The organism is Acinetobacter sp. 12966, assembly GCF_031196995.1.
Taxonomy (GTDB): domain Bacteria; phylum Pseudomonadota; class Gammaproteobacteria; order Pseudomonadales; family Moraxellaceae; genus Acinetobacter; species Acinetobacter geminorum.
In genome coordinates, this window is sequence record NZ_JAVIMC010000026.1 from 190,267 (window position 1) to 206,275 (window position 16,009).

Annotated in this window: 12 protein-coding genes; 6 read left to right on the top strand and 6 right to left on the bottom strand. The window is 39.3% G+C overall.

Translation table 11 applies throughout. The features are described from left to right. The first annotated feature begins 22 nt into the window (after nucleotides 1–22). The 3 genes from ppc (at nucleotide 23) to RFW85_RS05335 (ending at nucleotide 5,272) form a co-directional block, all read left to right on the top strand. Entirely contained in the window at nucleotides 23–2,707 is a 2,685-nt protein-coding gene (gene ppc, locus RFW85_RS05325) for a phosphoenolpyruvate carboxylase (protein ID WP_170247941.1), read from the top strand. Between the two features lie 298 nt (nucleotides 2,708–3,005). Next, nucleotides 3,006–4,301, top strand: a complete 1,296-nt coding sequence (locus RFW85_RS05330; RefSeq protein ID WP_170247940.1) for a solute carrier family 23 protein — start codon at nucleotides 3,006–3,008, stop codon at nucleotides 4,299–4,301. Between the two features lie 80 nt (nucleotides 4,302–4,381). Beyond that, nucleotides 4,382–5,272 carry a LysR family transcriptional regulator gene (locus RFW85_RS05335; protein WP_170247939.1) on the top strand — a complete coding sequence of 297 codons (891 nt, stop codon included), beginning with the start codon at nucleotides 4,382–4,384 and terminating at the stop codon, nucleotides 5,270–5,272. Between the two features lie 8 nt (nucleotides 5,273–5,280). On the opposite strand, the gene RFW85_RS05340 is transcribed toward RFW85_RS05335, so the two are convergent. The 3 genes from RFW85_RS05340 to ilvD all read right to left on the bottom strand — a co-directional run bounded on the left by RFW85_RS05340 (nucleotide 5,281) and on the right by ilvD (nucleotide 9,522). After that, nucleotides 5,281–6,012: a sulfite exporter TauE/SafE family protein gene (locus RFW85_RS05340; RefSeq protein ID WP_238516904.1), complete on the bottom strand. Its 732-nt coding sequence runs from the start codon at nucleotides 6,010–6,012 to the stop codon at nucleotides 5,281–5,283. Nucleotides 6,013–6,089: 77 nt separating this feature from the next. Beyond that, nucleotides 6,090–7,379 (bottom strand): hypothetical protein, encoded by a 1,290-nt coding sequence (locus RFW85_RS05345; RefSeq protein WP_032007455.1) that lies wholly within the window; start codon nucleotides 7,377–7,379, stop codon nucleotides 6,090–6,092. 313 nt (nucleotides 7,380–7,692) lie between these two features. Beyond that, a complete protein-coding gene (gene ilvD, locus RFW85_RS05350; protein WP_170247938.1) occupies nucleotides 7,693–9,522 on the bottom strand; it encodes a dihydroxy-acid dehydratase in 1,830 nt (609 codons plus the stop codon). A 346-nt stretch (nucleotides 9,523–9,868) separates the two neighbouring features. Between ilvD and fmt the strand changes: the two genes are divergently transcribed. Together fmt and rsmB are read left to right on the top strand one after the other, a co-directional pair. After that, nucleotides 9,869–10,831, top strand: coding sequence for a methionyl-tRNA formyltransferase (gene fmt, locus RFW85_RS05355; protein WP_161282614.1), 963 nt, complete (start codon nucleotides 9,869–9,871; stop codon nucleotides 10,829–10,831). After that, a complete protein-coding gene (gene rsmB, locus RFW85_RS05360) occupies nucleotides 10,828–12,132 on the top strand; it encodes a 16S rRNA (cytosine(967)-C(5))-methyltransferase RsmB (protein WP_161282613.1) in 1,305 nt (434 codons plus the stop codon). The genes fmt and rsmB overlap by 4 nt, the downstream gene beginning before the upstream one ends. A 40-nt stretch (nucleotides 12,133–12,172) precedes the next feature. Here the strand turns inward: rsmB and RFW85_RS05365 are convergent, their stop codons facing one another. Both RFW85_RS05365 and RFW85_RS05370 read right to left on the bottom strand, forming a co-directional pair. Continuing rightward, nucleotides 12,173–12,316, bottom strand: a complete 144-nt coding sequence (locus RFW85_RS05365; protein ID WP_016142648.1) for a methionine/alanine import family NSS transporter small subunit — start codon at nucleotides 12,314–12,316, stop codon at nucleotides 12,173–12,175. 12 nt (nucleotides 12,317–12,328) lie between these two features. Beyond that, entirely contained in the window at nucleotides 12,329–13,807 is a 1,479-nt protein-coding gene (locus tag RFW85_RS05370) for a sodium-dependent transporter (protein WP_309171220.1), read from the bottom strand. A 640-nt stretch (nucleotides 13,808–14,447) separates the two neighbouring features. Between RFW85_RS05370 and RFW85_RS05375 the strand changes: the two genes are divergently transcribed. After that, nucleotides 14,448–15,152, top strand: coding sequence for a TIGR04219 family outer membrane beta-barrel protein (locus RFW85_RS05375; RefSeq protein WP_086354945.1), 705 nt, complete (start codon nucleotides 14,448–14,450; stop codon nucleotides 15,150–15,152). 48 nt (nucleotides 15,153–15,200) lie between these two features. Here the strand turns inward: RFW85_RS05375 and RFW85_RS05380 are convergent, their stop codons facing one another. Beyond that, complete coding sequence (locus tag RFW85_RS05380; protein ID WP_068613311.1) at nucleotides 15,201–15,797, bottom strand: glutathione S-transferase family protein; 597 nt, start codon at nucleotides 15,795–15,797, stop codon at nucleotides 15,201–15,203. Between the last annotated feature and the right edge of the window lie 212 nt (nucleotides 15,798–16,009).

Consider the following 16,009-nt stretch of genomic DNA (forward strand, 5'->3'; position numbering starts at 1 on the left):
AATAAGAACAGGAGAAAATAGCATGGTTCAGCAAATCGATGCGCCACTGCGTGAGGATGTCCGCTTACTTGGTAATTTGTTAGGTGAAACCCTAAAACAACATGCAGGACAAGAACTGTTTAATCAGATCGAGCAAATCCGTGCTCTTGCCAAAGGTGCACGTGATGGTCAAGCTGAAGCCGAAAAGCAATTAGAACAATTATTTTTAGAACTGCCCGATGAAGAGCTATTACCTCTCACCCGCGCTTTTTCTCACTTCCTCAATTTTGCCAATATTGCCGAGCAATATCATGTGGTCCGTAGCCGCAGACAGGCAGAATTTGATTCGGATGCAAACTCTCCGAATCCGCTTGTTCACTTATTTCAAAAATTTAAAGATAAAAGTATTTCAACAGAAAAACTGTTCCAGCAAATTTGTGATCTTAAGATTGAGTTAGTACTTACAGCGCACCCAACTGAAGTGAGTCGTCGTACCCTGATTCAAAAATACGATGATATTAACGCTTGCCTCTCACAGCTTGATCAGCAAAAACTTACCCCACGCGAACGCCAAAATGCACTTGCGAATTTAAAGCAACAAATTAGTTCAGCTTGGCAAACAGATGAAATTAGACAGCACCGTCCGACTCCAGTCGATGAAGCAAAATGGGGATTTGCCACTATTGAGCAAACACTTTGGAATGCTGTACCTAAATTCATTCGTGAGTTAAATGAATTAGTTCAAGAAAACTGCCAACTCAATTTACCACTTAATATTGCACCAGTTCGCTTCGCATCTTGGATGGGCGGAGACCGAGATGGTAACCCAAATGTTACCCATCAGATTACCCAAGAAGTACTCTGGTTATCACGCTGGCAAGCTGCCGATCTCTATTTAAGAGATATCGAAAACTTACGTTGGGAACTTTCAATCCAGACTTGTTCTGAAGAAATGATTCAAGCAATTGGTAGCCAACATGCAGAACCTTATCGTGAATATTTACGTGCAACACGCGAGCGTTTAAAAGCAACTCGCCACTGGTTAGCTCAACGCTTGCAAGGCTTAGAAGCAGACGACAGCAATGTCATTAAAAGCAAAGATGAGCTTTTACAACCACTATTGCTGTGCTACCGCTCTTTAATCGACAGTAACCTGCCTGAAATTGCGAATGGTCAGCTTCTCGACTTCATCTATCGTGTGAACTGTTTTGGTATTGAACTACTTAAACTCGACATTCGCCAAGAATCAGGCCGTCATCGCCAAGCGATTTCAGCAATTACTGAATATTTAGGTTTAGGTAATTTTGAATCATGGACTGAACAAGCGCGCCAAAACTTCCTCATTCAGGAATTACAAAGTAAACGCCCGCTTTTACCGAAATATATTAATGAACCTGAGGGCAGTTTAATTGGTCATCCAGATGTCCAAGAAGTATTTGCAACCATGCGCACTTTGGCAGACCAACCGCCTGAATCCTTAGGGGCATATATTATTTCGATGGCTGAATATCCAAGTGATGTTTTAGCTGTGTTGTTATTGCAAAAAGAAGCAGGTATTCAACATCCTTTACGTGTGGTGCCTCTGTTTGAAACTTTAAAAGATTTAGATGGCGCTGCAACTACCATGAATACGCTGTTCAATATGCATTGGTACAAACAGCACATTCAGGGTAAACACGAAGTCATGATCGGCTACTCCGACTCTGCAAAAGATGCTGGTTTCATGTCTGCCAACTGGGCGCAATATCGTGCTCAAGAAGAGCTAACAGCAATTGCTCAAACACACGGCGTACAGTTGACATTATTCCATGGTCGCGGCGGTTCAATTAGCCGTGGTGGGGCACCAACCCAACAGGCTTTGTTCTCGCAACCTCCTGGTTCAATTTCTGGGGCAATCCGTGTCACAGAACAAGGTGAAATGATTCGCTTCAAATTCGGTCTAGAAGGTATTGCCATGCAAAACCTTGAGATCTATACCGCAGCAACACTTGAAGCGACCTTATTACCGCCACCAGAACCTAAAACTGAATGGCGTGAACTCATGAACCGTATGACAGATCATTCGGTGAAGGTCTACCGTCAAACAGTTCGTGAAAACCCACATTTTGTGAAGTATTTACGTACGGTTACCCCTGAACTCGAATTACAAATGTTGCCGTTAGGCTCGCGTCCTGCAAAACGTAAAGTGAGTGGTGGCATCGAGTCTTTACGTGCGATTCCGTGGGTGTTTGCATGGACTCAAATCCGTTTGATGTTACCTGCATGGCTAGGCACTGGCGCAGCTATTAATGAAGTGATTGCCGATCAGCAAAAAGCAACCCTCGATGAAATGCTCCAGCAATGGCCTTATTTCCAGACCCTCATCGATATGCTGGAAATGGTATTGTCAAAAGCCGATGCCAATATTGCGCTCTATTACGAATCACATCTGACTGAAGATGAAGATTTAAAAGTACTCGGCAACCAATTACGTCAGCGATTAAAAGATGCTGTTGAAACCCTACTCGCTTTAAAAGATGAATCAAAACTTCTGAGTAATAACGAAGTTCTTGATCAGTCTATGCAAGTTCGCAAACCGTATTTACTACCTTTACACCTTTTACAGGCTGAACTGATGAAACGCCGTCGCGATTATCTCGCTGAGCGTCAAGCAGAAAACACCCCTGTTGATCATGCGCTAATGGTGAGTATTGCAGGTATTGCTGCTGGTTTACGTAACACTGGCTAAGCTGATTTTACCGATTGTTTAACAAAGCAGTGCATTACCGATGCGCTGCTTTTTACTTACAAAGTTCCCCAGTTTTCTTAAATTTTCCCCGATTTTCTATTTTTTTAAATATTTTTTAAAAATCATAAAATTAATTTTTATAAGAAAAAAATAACTAAATACGTACATTTAGAATTTAAAAAATTATACCAATCGTTAAAAAATAATTAATTTTCACTGACATACTTCTCTCTAGAGATTAAATGCATTCTCAAGAAAGAGTATCATTGCACCAATTAAAGAATAACGAGTTTATTTTATGTCCAATTGGTTTCCAAAATGGCAGCCTTACCAAGGTGATATTGACCATCGGCCAGTCTCTACCAATGAATATCTCCCTCCAGTTCAAAGTGCTGTTTTGGGTATTCAACATGCGTTTGCCATGTTTGGAGCAACTGTTTTAGCACCATTACTCATGGGTTTTAATCCAAATCTTGCCATTTTAATGTCTGGCATCTGTACCATCCTGTTCTTCTTAATTACAGGTGGTCGCGTTCCAAGTTACTTAGGATCAAGTTTTGCCTTTATTGGTGTGGTTGCAGCTGCAACTGGACATATTACAGGTTCAGGTGCCAATCCAAATCTATCCATGGCTTTAGGTGGAATCGTAGCATGTGGTGTTTTTTATGCCATCATCGGTTTTATTGTGATGCTTACAGGTACACGGTGGATTGAAAAACTCATGCCACCTGTGGTGACTGGCGCCATTGTGATGATTATTGGTCTAAACCTTGCACCAGTGACAATTAAAGGTGTTGCAGGCCAACCATTTGAAATGTGGATGGCACTCATTACCGTACTTTGTATGGGAAGTATTGCGGTCTTTACTCGCGGCTTATTGCAACGTCTACTTTTATTGGTCGGTTTAATCTTGGCTTATGTGATTTATGCCATCACCACCAATGGGCTAGGTTTAGGTAAACCAATCGATTTTAGTCAGATCTCTCAAGCTGCGTGGTTCGGTATTCCAAGTTTTTCACACCCTACTTTTGACACCAGAGCTATGCTCATTATTGCTCCGGTTGCTCTTATTTTAGTAGCAGAAAACCTAGGGCATATTAAAGCTGTAGGTGCCATGACTGGTGAAAACCTGACTCCACAATTAGGTAAAGCATTTGTTGCAGATGGTTTGGCAACAACACTATCTGGTAGTGTCGGCGCTCCGGGCATGACTACTTACGGTGAAAACATTGGTGTGATGGCAGTCACTCGTGTGTACTCAACCATTGTTTTTGTGATCGCAGGTGTCTTTGCAATTTTCTTAGGTCTATCTCCAAAATTTGGTGCGGTAATTAGTACGATCCCAAGCGCAGTTTTAACAGGTGCATCTATTGTTGTGTTTGGTTTAATTACCATTGCCGGTGCAAAAATCTGGATTGAAAACAAAGTTGATTTTTCTAACAATAAAAACCTGATTGTTGCTTCGGTCACGATTATTTTAGGTGCTGGTAACTTTGAATTATTGTTCGGTAACTTCAATTTAGGTGGTATTGGTACAGCAACTTTTGCGGCCATTATTTTAAATTGGCTGTTTAGTTTAAAAGATAAAACCTAAATTCAAAAAGGCAGCGCAAGCTGCCTTTTTTTATTACGATTTAGTATGATGACTTTTTAGCCTTCAATACGTTCCCTGTCATGCGTTTTGATTTTTTTGATTTACAGCTGGTTCTTCATATTGTCTCTACAGGTAGTCTAACCAAAGGTGCAGACCGCTCTGCGATTTCACTTCAAGCCGCAAGCGAACGTATTAAAAAACTCGAACAATATTTCGAAACACCCTTATTTATTCGTCACACCACTGGTGTAGAGCTCACCACAGCAGGACACGCTTTTGTTGAGCATGCACGTCAACTTATGGCACAAAAAGAGCAGCTCGAACAAGAAATGCAGCGTTTTAGGCCGCCTACCACAGAGTCATTAACGCTTTGGTGTAACTCTTCTGCTCAAAGCGAATATTTGCCTCCGTTATTACCGCAATATTTGGTGCTTCATCCCGAAATGAACATTGATTTACACGAGGCAGAAAGTTCAGAAATTGTAGAGGCATTAACGCAAGGAGTTGCAAATCTTGGGCTGGTCTCAAGTTTTTTTGATACCAGACATTTGCAAACTAAGGAATTTGCTAGCGATCCATTAGTTCTAATTTGTCCTCCTACTCACAATTTAGCTCAACAACAAGAGCTGAATTTGGTAGAGGCTTTAAGTTATGGTTTTATTGGTCTTAAACCCCATCATTCATTGCAACAGTCCATCGAAACTCAAGCTAAGCTATTAGGCTTTAACATACAGTACCGTTTGCGCTTACCTAATTTTGGGGCGATTGCTGAGGTAGTCGCCAAAGGTGTCGGAATTGCGATTATGCCGGCTCGCGCTGCCCAGCGTTTGCAATCAGACTATGACTTTCATTCCATTCAACTGCTAGGTGCTTGGGCAAATCGTAAACTGCTTTTGGCTACACAAAATTTCAATCAGCTCCCTAATAGTTATAAACAATTTTCAGATTTTTTATTGCAACATCGCCCTTAAAAATTGGCTTAATGCAAAATCATATAAAGCCCTAATGACACCAAACCTATAAAAAAGATACGACGAAATAACTGCTCATTTAACCGATAACGGATTTTTTTACCTAACCACATTCCAACGAGCGCCGCCAACAATGCAGCGAAAGATAAACGATAATCCAATGTCATTCCCGACATCGGGTTGTGGTGTAAAAAGACTGCAAGACAAATGGTAGAGACAGTAAACGTTAGTCCTAAAGCCTGAACCAACTCATCACGCTTTAAATGTAAAGATTGCAAATAAGGAACGATTGGAATAATAATGACACCAGTTGCTACAGTCACTGCCCCGCCGATATATCCAATAATCGGTGATAGCCAACGTTCATGCTTCCCTAAGTGTGGAAGTTTCTTCACACACAGACCATAGAGTCCATATAAGGCTAACATACAGCCCAATAAAATTTCACTACTATGCCCATGACTTTGACTTAAAGTAGGTAAAAAGCTCCATATTGAACCCACCACAATGCCTACAAGCAACGTCCAGAAACGACGAATAAAAGCCCAGACATGTCCTTCAGCAAAAAGTTGCCAGACATTAGTGACCATTGAAGGAACTATCAGAAGAGAAGCTGCCTGAAAAGGACTCATTGCGATGGTGAGTAAGCCCATCGATACCGCAGGCAATCCTAAACCAATCATGCCTTTAATCATGCCAGCGAAGGCAAAGACCACCATAATAATTGCTAAAAAAGTCACTGTTTATCTCCGATTCCTTAAAGGATATGCTACGGAAAAAACAGGTATTGCCCTATTCTTGTTTTTAGAAGTAGGCCTCAATTAAAAGTTGAGGCTGTTTTATATTTCTCTTCTAATACATTACTAAAAATACTTTCGATCATCCATACACGATACAAGCTATTAAATACGTAGCTCTGACCATCAATACGCAGCTCTAAAACTGGCAAATCAGGCTGATGCTTGTCTTTGCAAAGTGCATCATTCTGCGCCAAAACAGATTGCACATCTTGGTCGGTTAGCTGCTCAATCCCAAGTTGTTGCTGTAACTGTTGGAAATGTTTTAAAAAAGATAAATCTTTTCCTTTTGTCCAAACTGCCTGCAATATCGTAAAAATTGTATCGATTTGCTGATTCTCTTGCACACTATAGAAAAGCTTTGCCATCTCTAATGTGCTTTCCTCAGTAGGGCGACAAAATGGCGTAAAGGCCACACCTGTTCGTTTAGAAACACGTGTCGCCAAACTCCAGTCAAACCAGTCTCGACCTTGATAACTTAAAGGGTAAACTTTTAGTTGAATATCATAATAATCAGCCAGCTCTTCCTTAATATAGGCAAGTAACAGCCAACTCATTGGATCTTCTAAAGCAATATAGATATCAAGCTCAGGATGAAGGGTCTGAATCTCGGTAAGTGCTTCAGCATCATTAATCAAATGTTCACGCCATTCGATATGATTAATTAAAAAAATTGGATTGCCCGTCAGTAACTTTTGCTGCTTCAGACGACGAGTTAAACGTAATAAATCATCTACTGCGTGATATTTACGTCCGCCAAATTCAAAGTAAGCCGCAGGTACAGGCTCATCCGTAAAAATACGTTCTGAAAAATGTTGAGGAAGCTGATGTTTAACTGCCATGGCATGTAAAGTACGCAACTTTCCATATTGTTGCTGCCAAAGCATGTGGAAAATATCTTCTAGTAAATGGAAGAAATTCTGACCTTGTAATGGGGTTCTTTTTAATATGACTGCCGCTTGTTTTAAAGATTCTGGGCTTGGGATTTCTGGAAATTCATCAAAACCGAAACGATGTTGTTTGGCTAATATCTTGGCATCATTTAGACAATAATTCTGCCACTCTTCATGCGACATACTGTTTGGAGGTTCAGAAGCCGTATGCGAAATAATAATTTTTAAAGGCTTAAGTTCATCACTTAAAATTTCATCTAGCTGAGACAATTGCTGAACAGCCAAATAGCTATACACATCATCAAGTCGTAAATAAATACTTAAACCATTTTCCGTGGGTAACACCGCTTGACGAGAAGGCTTTTGGTAAAACCAGCTCGATCGAATAGGGTCAAACCAACGGCGTAGCAGTGACATGAGTTGTGCCTCTAAAAAATAAATCCTAAGCGAGATCAAAGATTGTTTTGATCATAATGCAAGGTAAAACAGTAGTCGAGATTGAAATATAACTACCTTAGTTTACGCAGAAAATAAGTCATGTTTTTAGCAAGTTTCTACGTAGGTGAAGATTTTATCACCATTTTATGGCAAACCCATAGAATGATCTAAAAACACCTTTTTCTACAAGCTGATTTTTTTTACCAGACATGAAAAATGCACCCTTAACATGATAGCAATTCATCGTGTTAAAGGGTGCATGATTCCTAATCAATTATTAAAATTGAATATTTTATAGAACGCGTACAGCTCCTTTCGCTGCACTTGTTGTATGCATTGCATAAACTTTTAACGCTTTTGATACTTTACGTTTACGTTCTTCTATCGGATGCCAGCCTTTCGCTTCTTGCACTGTACGGCGATGCGCCATAGTTGCATCATCAACGTTTAAGTGAATGGTACGGTTTGGAATATCGATTTCAATGGTATCGCCATCTTCAACCAAACCAATTGCACCACCTTCAGCTGCTTCTGGTGAAACGTGACCAATCGAAAGACCTGATGAACCACCAGAGAAACGACCATCTGTTACCAATGCACAGTCTTTTCCTAAACCTTTCGATTTAAGATAGCTAGTTGGGTACAGCATTTCTTGCATGCCTGGACCACCACGTGGACCTTCATAACGAATCACAACAACATCACCAGCTTTAATGTCATGACCCAAAATTGCATCTACAGCTGCATCTTGGCTTTCAAATACACGTGCTGTGCCTGTAAATTTCAAGATTGATTCATCAACGCCTGCAGTTTTCACGATACAACCATCAAGCGCGATGTTGCCGTATAGAACAGCTAAACCACCATCTTTAGAGAATGCATGTTCTGCATTACGGATAACGCCTTTTTCACGGTCGCCATCTAACGTTGAATAATAGCGATTTTGCGAGAATGCAACTTGAGTTGGAACACCACCTGGTGATGAACGATAGAATTCATAAACGTCTGCATCTTCAGTACGAATAATATCCCACTTATCCAACGCATCTTTTAAAGTTTTCTCGTGTACAGTCGGTACAGATACATCAAGCAACTTCGCGCGATCAAGTTCGCCCAAAATAGCCATAATACCGCCAGCACGATGAACATCTTCCATATGAACGTCTTGTTTTGCAGGTGCTACTTTCGACAATACAGGAACTCGACGTGATAACTCATCAATATCGTCCATTGTAAAATCAACTTCTGCTTCACTTGCCGCAGCCAATAAATGCAGAACGGTATTAGTTGAACCACCCATTGCAATATCAAGGGTCATCGCATTTTTAAATGCAGCCTTGGTTGCAATCGAACGAGGTAAAATGCTTGCATCTTCTTGTTCGTAATAGCGCTTAGCCAATTCAACAATAAGTTGGCCTGCTTTTAAGAATAGTTTCTTACGGTTTGCATGTGTCGCAACAATCGAACCATTACCCGGTAAAGATAAACCTAAAGCTTCGGTTAAACAGTTCATTGAGTTTGCAGTGAACATACCTGAACATGAACCACATGTTGGACATGCTGAACGTTCAAATTCTTCAACTTCTTCGTCTGTATAACTTTCATCAGCCGCAACAACCATTGCATCAACAAGGTCAATCGCTTTTTCATTACCGCGGAACTTAACCTTACCAGCTTCCATTGGTCCGCCAGACACGAAAACAACAGGAATATTCAGGCGCATCGCAGCCATGAGCATTCCCGGAGTAATTTTGTCACAGTTAGAAATACATACCATTGCATCAGCACAATGTGCATTCACCATATATTCAACTGAGTCAGCAATCAAATCACGTGATGGTAATGAATAAAGCATGCCGTCATGCCCCATTGCGATCCCGTCATCTACTGCGATCGTATTGAACTCTTTAGCAACACCACCTGCTGCCTGAATTTCTGCTGCAACAAGCTGCCCTAGATCTTTAAGATGTACATGGCCCGGCACAAATTGGGTAAATGAGTTGACCACCGCAATAATCGGTTTGCCGAAATCCTCATCTTTCATTCCTGTTGCACGCCATAAGCCACGTGCGCCAGCCATATTTCTTCCGTGTGTAGATGTTTTTGAACGATAGTCAGGCATTAGTGTTTCCAACAAGTTGTGCTTGAGCGGAATTTTCCCGCTCTGGCGGATGATACTGATATAGCGTTAGATCAGTCGGAATATTGACTCATCATCATAATTTGATCATTCTCCATTCTATAGAAGCAAATAATATTCTGAAAGCCAAGAACAGTAATAGACAGTCAATATTTAGCAAAACTTACATGAATAATTTTTTATTTTTTCATAACCTTTTTTTATCAATAAAAGTTTTTCAATAATTTTTTGTTCACTATTTAAAAACTAAAATGCTCAATCGCCATGAGTTTAGGGCTTCAATCGTTTTTCACGTATACTACGCCTAAACTCTTTTTGGATTGCATTTGTGAAAATTATTTTTGCTGGCACCCCCGAATTTGCTGCAACAGCATTGGCGGCTTTATTAAAAACTTCCCATGAAATTATCGCGGTTTATACTCAGCCAGATCGTAAATCGGGTCGTGGACAAAAACTAACGCCATCTCCCGTAAAACAACTTGCACTTGAGCATAATATCCCTGTTTATCAACCTCTTCACTTCAAAGCTTCAACCGAAGAAGGTTTAGCAGCTCAACAAGAACTGGCAGCTTTAGGTGCTGATGTGATGGTGGTTGCAGCCTATGGTTTGATCCTTCCACAAGCTGTGCTCGATACACCGAAATATGGCTGTTTAAATATTCACGGATCACTATTACCTCGTTGGCGCGGTGCAGCACCAATTCAGCGTGCGATTGCAACAGGTGATGAAGAAACCGGAATCACCATCATGCAAATGGCTGCCGGTTTAGATACAGGCGATATGATGTATAAAACCTATTGCACAATTACTGCCGAAGATACCTCAGCGACTTTGCATGACAAACTCGCAGCTCAAGGTGCAACAGCAATTTGTGCGGTACTTGAGTCAGAAGAAACACTACAAAAATATTTGGCAGAACGCGAAGTTCAAGACGAAAGCTTAACGGTCTATGCTCATAAACTCGTAAAGTCAGAAGCTCGTATTGATTGGGCAATTGATGCTATTCAAGTTGACCGAAATATCCGTGCTTTTAACCCTTGGCCAGTCGCTTTTGTTCAACTTGATGAAAATAATGCTCTGCGTGTCTGGAACTCTCTAATTTCTAGCCAAAGCAAAGCGAATGCTCAAGCTGGTGAAATTATTGCAATCGATAAACAAGGTGTGCATGTTGCTTGCGGTGAAAATACATTTATTTGTCTGACTAGCGTGCAGTGGCCGGGTGGTAAAGCATTAAACGCTCAACAAATTGCACAAACTCAAAAACTTCATGTAGGACAAATTTTGCCATGAGTCAGGTTACCTCAAATTCCTCACGTTTTAACCTGCGTGCTCAAGTCGTCCAGACGTTATTAAAAGTTCAGCAAGGCCAATCACTCGCTAGTATTTTAAATACACAGCTCAATCAGGTAGCAGAGCGCGATCGCGCTTTATTTCACGAGCTCGTTTTAGGTACATTACGTCAATGGTTTGCGCTTAAATCAATTAGCCTACCTTTGCTCAGCAAGCCTCTAAATAATGAGACAGTAGAAACCTGTCTTTATGTCGGTCTTTATCAAGTTTTATGCACGCGTATTGCAGCACACGCTGCCATTTCAGAAACAGTAGATGCGACTAAACAACTTGGATTCCCTGCTCTCAGCGGTATTGTGAATGCTATTTTGCGCCGAGCTACTCGTGAAACTGATGACTTTCAGCAAGGCTTACAGCAGGCGCATGGTTTACCAAGCTGGCTTTTCAAACGCTTAAAAAAGGATTGGGGTGAACAAACGGAATCTCTCTGCCAATCTTTGAAGCAAGTCGCGCCTTTAACCTTAAGGGTGAACCAGCGTCATATTGGCCGCGATGCTTATTTAGCAAAACTACAAAGTTTAGAAATTCAGGCACGTGCATGTACTTTGTCTGAAGCAGGTATTGTTCTTGAACAATCTGTACAAATTACTCAACTACCTGGTTTTGAACAAGGTTGGTTTTCTGTACAAGATGAACACGCTCAGCTTTGCGCAACATTATTGTCAGATTTGAACGATAAAATAGTAGTTGATGCGTGTGCTGCCCCAGGGGGCAAAACTGCTCATTTACTTGAAAAATTTAAACCTGCTCAGCTCATTGCTATTGATCAGGACCCAAGTCGTTTAGTGCGTGTAACTGAGAACTTAAATCGCTTAGCACTTGATCAAAGTCATACAGAGATTTTGGCAGCGGATGCAACTCAATGGGTACCTGCACAGCCAGTAGATTGTATTGTGCTCGATGCACCTTGCTCTGCTACAGGGGTTATTCGTCGTCATCCTGACATACGCCTATTGCGCCAATCTACCGATATAGCTCAAACCATTGAACTACAAAAGCAGATCTTGGACCACATGTGGCAACAGCTCAAAGTTGGCGGCACATTGCTTTACATCACCTGTTCAATTTTAAAAGCCGAAAATGAACAGCAAATGATGACTTTTTTTGCTGAAAATCCAAATGCAAAAGAAATTAAAATTGAAGCTAATTGGGGAATCGAGCAAACTCATGGACGCCAATTACTGCCGCAAGCGCAGTCTGGTGATGGATTTTATTATTGTAAAATTCAAAAAATTGCATAAAAAAAGCAGGCTTAAAGCCTGCTTTTTTACTTGATCAGCATTAAAGTGTGTGCTGATCTTTTACTTCTTCTAAAACATCATCTAACTCTTCAGGATGTTTCGATAAATGGATAATGGATAAAACCAAGCCACCCCATAAAAACACCATCGAAATTACCATCATTACGATTGCTGAAGTATTCATTATTCTATCCTCCTAGCGATCTTTCATTTTGCTTAAAACAATTGCAACAACTGCACAGAAAATTACACTGCCCCAGCCGAATACACCTTGTAAGCTCATACTATAAGTATCATAGCCATTTTTGATCAAATTAAATACAGTCATACTGAGTGTAGTTAACAAGATTAATGATGTAATGACTGTTAAAGTGAAATCCCAACCCTTACCTAATTGAATAGTTGAGATGCGATTCACGTGATCACGAAGTTCCATTAAAGCAGAACGCTTAAACCAAGCCACGGTAATAATAGAAAGTAAAGCACCGCCAATAATACCGATGTTATTGATAAAGTGGTCAACGATATCAACCAGTTTAATTGCGTTTACACTTGAGAATAAAATAATTGATACAAGCGCACTACCACCACCAATAATGGTTACAGCTTTTTTACGACCCCATTTCAATTTATCCTGCATTGCTGCAATAGGTACTTCCAAAATACTTACCATCGAAGAAATACCTGCGACGAAAAGTGAAGAGAAGAATAAGAAACCAAATAAATCGGCACCTGTACCTAAACTTGAGATAATTTTAGGGAATGCAATAAATGCTAATCCAATCCCACCACTCACAACATCTTTAACTTCAGTACCTGCCGCATGTGCCATAAAACCAAGCGCTGCGAAAATACCAATACCAGCCAAAATCTCTGTTGATGCATTTGCAAAACCAACGATTAAACCAGAACCTGTTAAATTCGTTTTTGGTTTCAAATAAGATGCATAAGTCACCATGATCCCGAAACCGACAGAGAGGGAGAAGAAAGTATGGCCATAAGCCGCTAACCAAACTTTATAATCCATCATTGCTGACCAGTTCGGCGTAAAGAAAGCATTTAAGCCTTGAACCGCGCCTGGTAAACGTAATGATTGAATCACTAAAATAGTGAAGAGAATGAATAATAAAGGCATGAAAATCTTATTCGATAATTCAACCCCTTTTTTCACACCACCATAAAGAATGATTAGAGTAAGTGTCCAAATACCAACAATCGGCCAGAATAAATGACCTACAAACTGTAAATCAAAACCGGTTGCTTTTGTGGTCTGCAAATAGGTATTAAAGAAGAAACCTTCTGGATCACTTCCCCACATTTGGCCAATAGAGAAGTAAACATAACTACCAGCCCAAGTGAGTACACTTGCATAGTACAAACCAATGATGATACAGACACAAACCTGCCACCAACCTAATGTTTCCCCGCCTTTAAATAGGGCACGATACGCTTTAGGAGGTGAACCAGTACTACGATGTCCTACCGCATAATCTAAAAATAGTAACGGTAAACCAGCAGTAATAAGTGCCAATAGATAGGGAATAAGAAATGCGCCACCACCATTTTCATAAGCAACGTATGGAAAGCGCCAGATATTACCTAAGCCTACAGCCGAACCAACGGCTGCAATAATAAAACCAGATCGTGACGTCCAGTTTTCACGAGAATCTGTCATAGAACACCTAATGTTAAAAGATTACTTATTTTTACTGCTATTGTTGATTGTTATTCCGCATGCAAAAAAAGAACCAAAAAATACTTTTGTGTTTGTAGAAAATAAAATGCACCTTTTGAGTATTTTTATTCCCTTAACAAACAAGCAAAAATAGAAAATTCTTCCTTAAAGATTTTTGTCCATTTTTTGCCCCTATATAGCTGAACAATACCTGTTTTTATTTCTTTTTACTGTAATTTCCGTCAGAAATTTTACGAATTTTCTGAGTTTTTTTCACAATTGGTTATTTTTCAGCTAATATTTACGTTCTACTACTTGTAGATTAAAATTATTATTTAATGCAATTTTATTGCAATCCCTGAAAATACTTATTTAATTACTCAACTTATCCACTAATTTATTTTTAACTCTCCAGTTATTAAATTAAAATTTAATAAGTCCGATACGATTGACAAAATTTATACTAAATTTTCTAAAAGATTAAATTCATTTAAATGAAGAAGAAAACAATAATTATTTGAATTAAATAAACTTTTTTAAGGTTTAAAAATTTACTCATCTCACACACCTCAGATCCTTATTTTTTATCAATGCATCTGTAGCAAGATGTCTATATCATGCGCTCAAAGATTTCTTTTATGTGGATGTAAAAATGAAAATATTAAAAATATCTTTATTAACGCTCGGGATGGGCTTAAGTGGCTTTGCTCAAGCAGACTTCGTAGGAGTAAAAGGCGACGTAGGTTACTGGTTCTATGACGGTAAAGCTAATATGTCTTCTCAATCACCTGAAGATCAAGATTTAGATCAAAAAGGTAGTGCTCAAATCTCATTAGCAGTAGAACACCCAATTCCATTTATTCCAAATGCAAAAATTCGTTATGTAAATTTAGATACCGAAACTAAATCAGAAACTTTAGGTCAAGCCAACTATAAAGTTGATTTAGATCATAGCGATTTTATCCTCTACTACGAGTTACTAGATAATATCGTAAGTGTAGATGCTGGTCTTGGTGCAACTGTATTAAATGGTGATATTACTGCCTATACAGGTAAGCGTGTGGATATTGATAAAACATATCCTATTGCTTATTTGTCAGGTGAAGTAAAACTTCCGTTTACAGGCTTAAGTGCTAAAGCTGAAGCAACTTATACAAACTTTGATGATGCACGAATTACAGATGCACTGGCAGAAGTAAAATATAAATTTGCAGATAACCTACTCATTGATCTGGGTCTAACAGCAGGCTATCGCGTACTTAATATCGACTTAGATGACTACGATAATAATGACCTTAAATTTGAGTTTAAAGGCCCATATGTAGGTCTACAAGCACACTTCTAAATTAGAATTTCAGAAATAAAAAAGAACTCTATATGAGTTCTTTTTTATTTAAATCATATCTACATAACCTAAATATTCTCGAATCCTTTGACACCACGCTTGAATATTTGGATATAGCTCCAAATCAAAACCACCTTCCTCCGCGACATGCGTGTATGCATACAAGGCAATGTCAGCAATAGTTAATTGATCTCCAACAAGATAGTTGTGATCTACTAAAGCTTTATCCATAATAGATAGTGCTTTATGGCCTTTTGGCTGTAAATTATGGTATTCCTCTATTCTTTCTGGTGGTAACCCTAAATATTTATTAATAAAACGAGCAACTGCAATAAATGGTTCATGACTATACTGCTCAAAGAACATCCATTGGTACATTTTTGCTTTAATAAAAGGATCTGTAGGAATAAATTTTGTTCCTTCAGCCAAGTAACCTAAGATAGCATTCGACTCACTCAAAACACGACCATCTTCTAGGACTAATACAGGTATTTTTCCATTAGGATTTAAGGACAAAAAATCAGCTGATTGAGTTTCTTTGTTTAAAATATCAACGTGGATCCATCTATGATTAATATTTAATAAGGAAAGTAATAGTTTTATCTTATAGCAGTTACCCGAACCGACATCACCATAAATTATCATAGATGCTCTTCCCTTATTATGCATACTTAAAAGATTAATTTTCTTATTATTTATAGCACAACTCTTCCTTAGTATTTTTATATTTATTTCCCACACATATATTTTTTATCACAATAAAAAAACACCCCCATTCATTAGAACGGGGGTGTTTAGAATAATGAGCTGGCGATGACTTACTCTCACATGGGTAACCCCACACTACCATCAGCTCT

Bases quoted from the DNA above. Each gene is read 5' to 3' on its own strand.
- ppc (WP_170247941.1), top strand. From the start codon at position 23: ATGGTTCAGCAAATCGATGCGCCACTGCGTGAGGATGTCCGCTTACTT.
- RFW85_RS05330 (WP_170247940.1), top strand. From the start codon at position 3,006: ATGTCCAATTGGTTTCCAAAATGGCAGCCTTACCAAGGTGATATTGAC.
- RFW85_RS05335 (WP_170247939.1), top strand. From the start codon at position 4,382: ATGCGTTTTGATTTTTTTGATTTACAGCTGGTTCTTCATATTGTCTCT.
- RFW85_RS05345 (WP_032007455.1), bottom strand. From the start codon at position 7,379: ATGTCACTGCTACGCCGTTGGTTTGACCCTATTCGATCGAGCTGGTTT.
- ilvD (WP_170247938.1), bottom strand. From the start codon at position 9,522: ATGCCTGACTATCGTTCAAAAACATCTACACACGGAAGAAATATGGCT.
- rsmB (WP_161282613.1), top strand. From the start codon at position 10,828: ATGAGTCAGGTTACCTCAAATTCCTCACGTTTTAACCTGCGTGCTCAA.
- RFW85_RS05365 (WP_016142648.1), bottom strand. From the start codon at position 12,316: ATGAATACTTCAGCAATCGTAATGATGGTAATTTCGATGGTGTTTTTA.
- RFW85_RS05370 (WP_309171220.1), bottom strand. From the start codon at position 13,807: ATGACAGATTCTCGTGAAAACTGGACGTCACGATCTGGTTTTATTATT.
- RFW85_RS05380 (WP_068613311.1), bottom strand. From the start codon at position 15,797: ATGATAATTTATGGTGATGTCGGTTCGGGTAACTGCTATAAGATAAAA.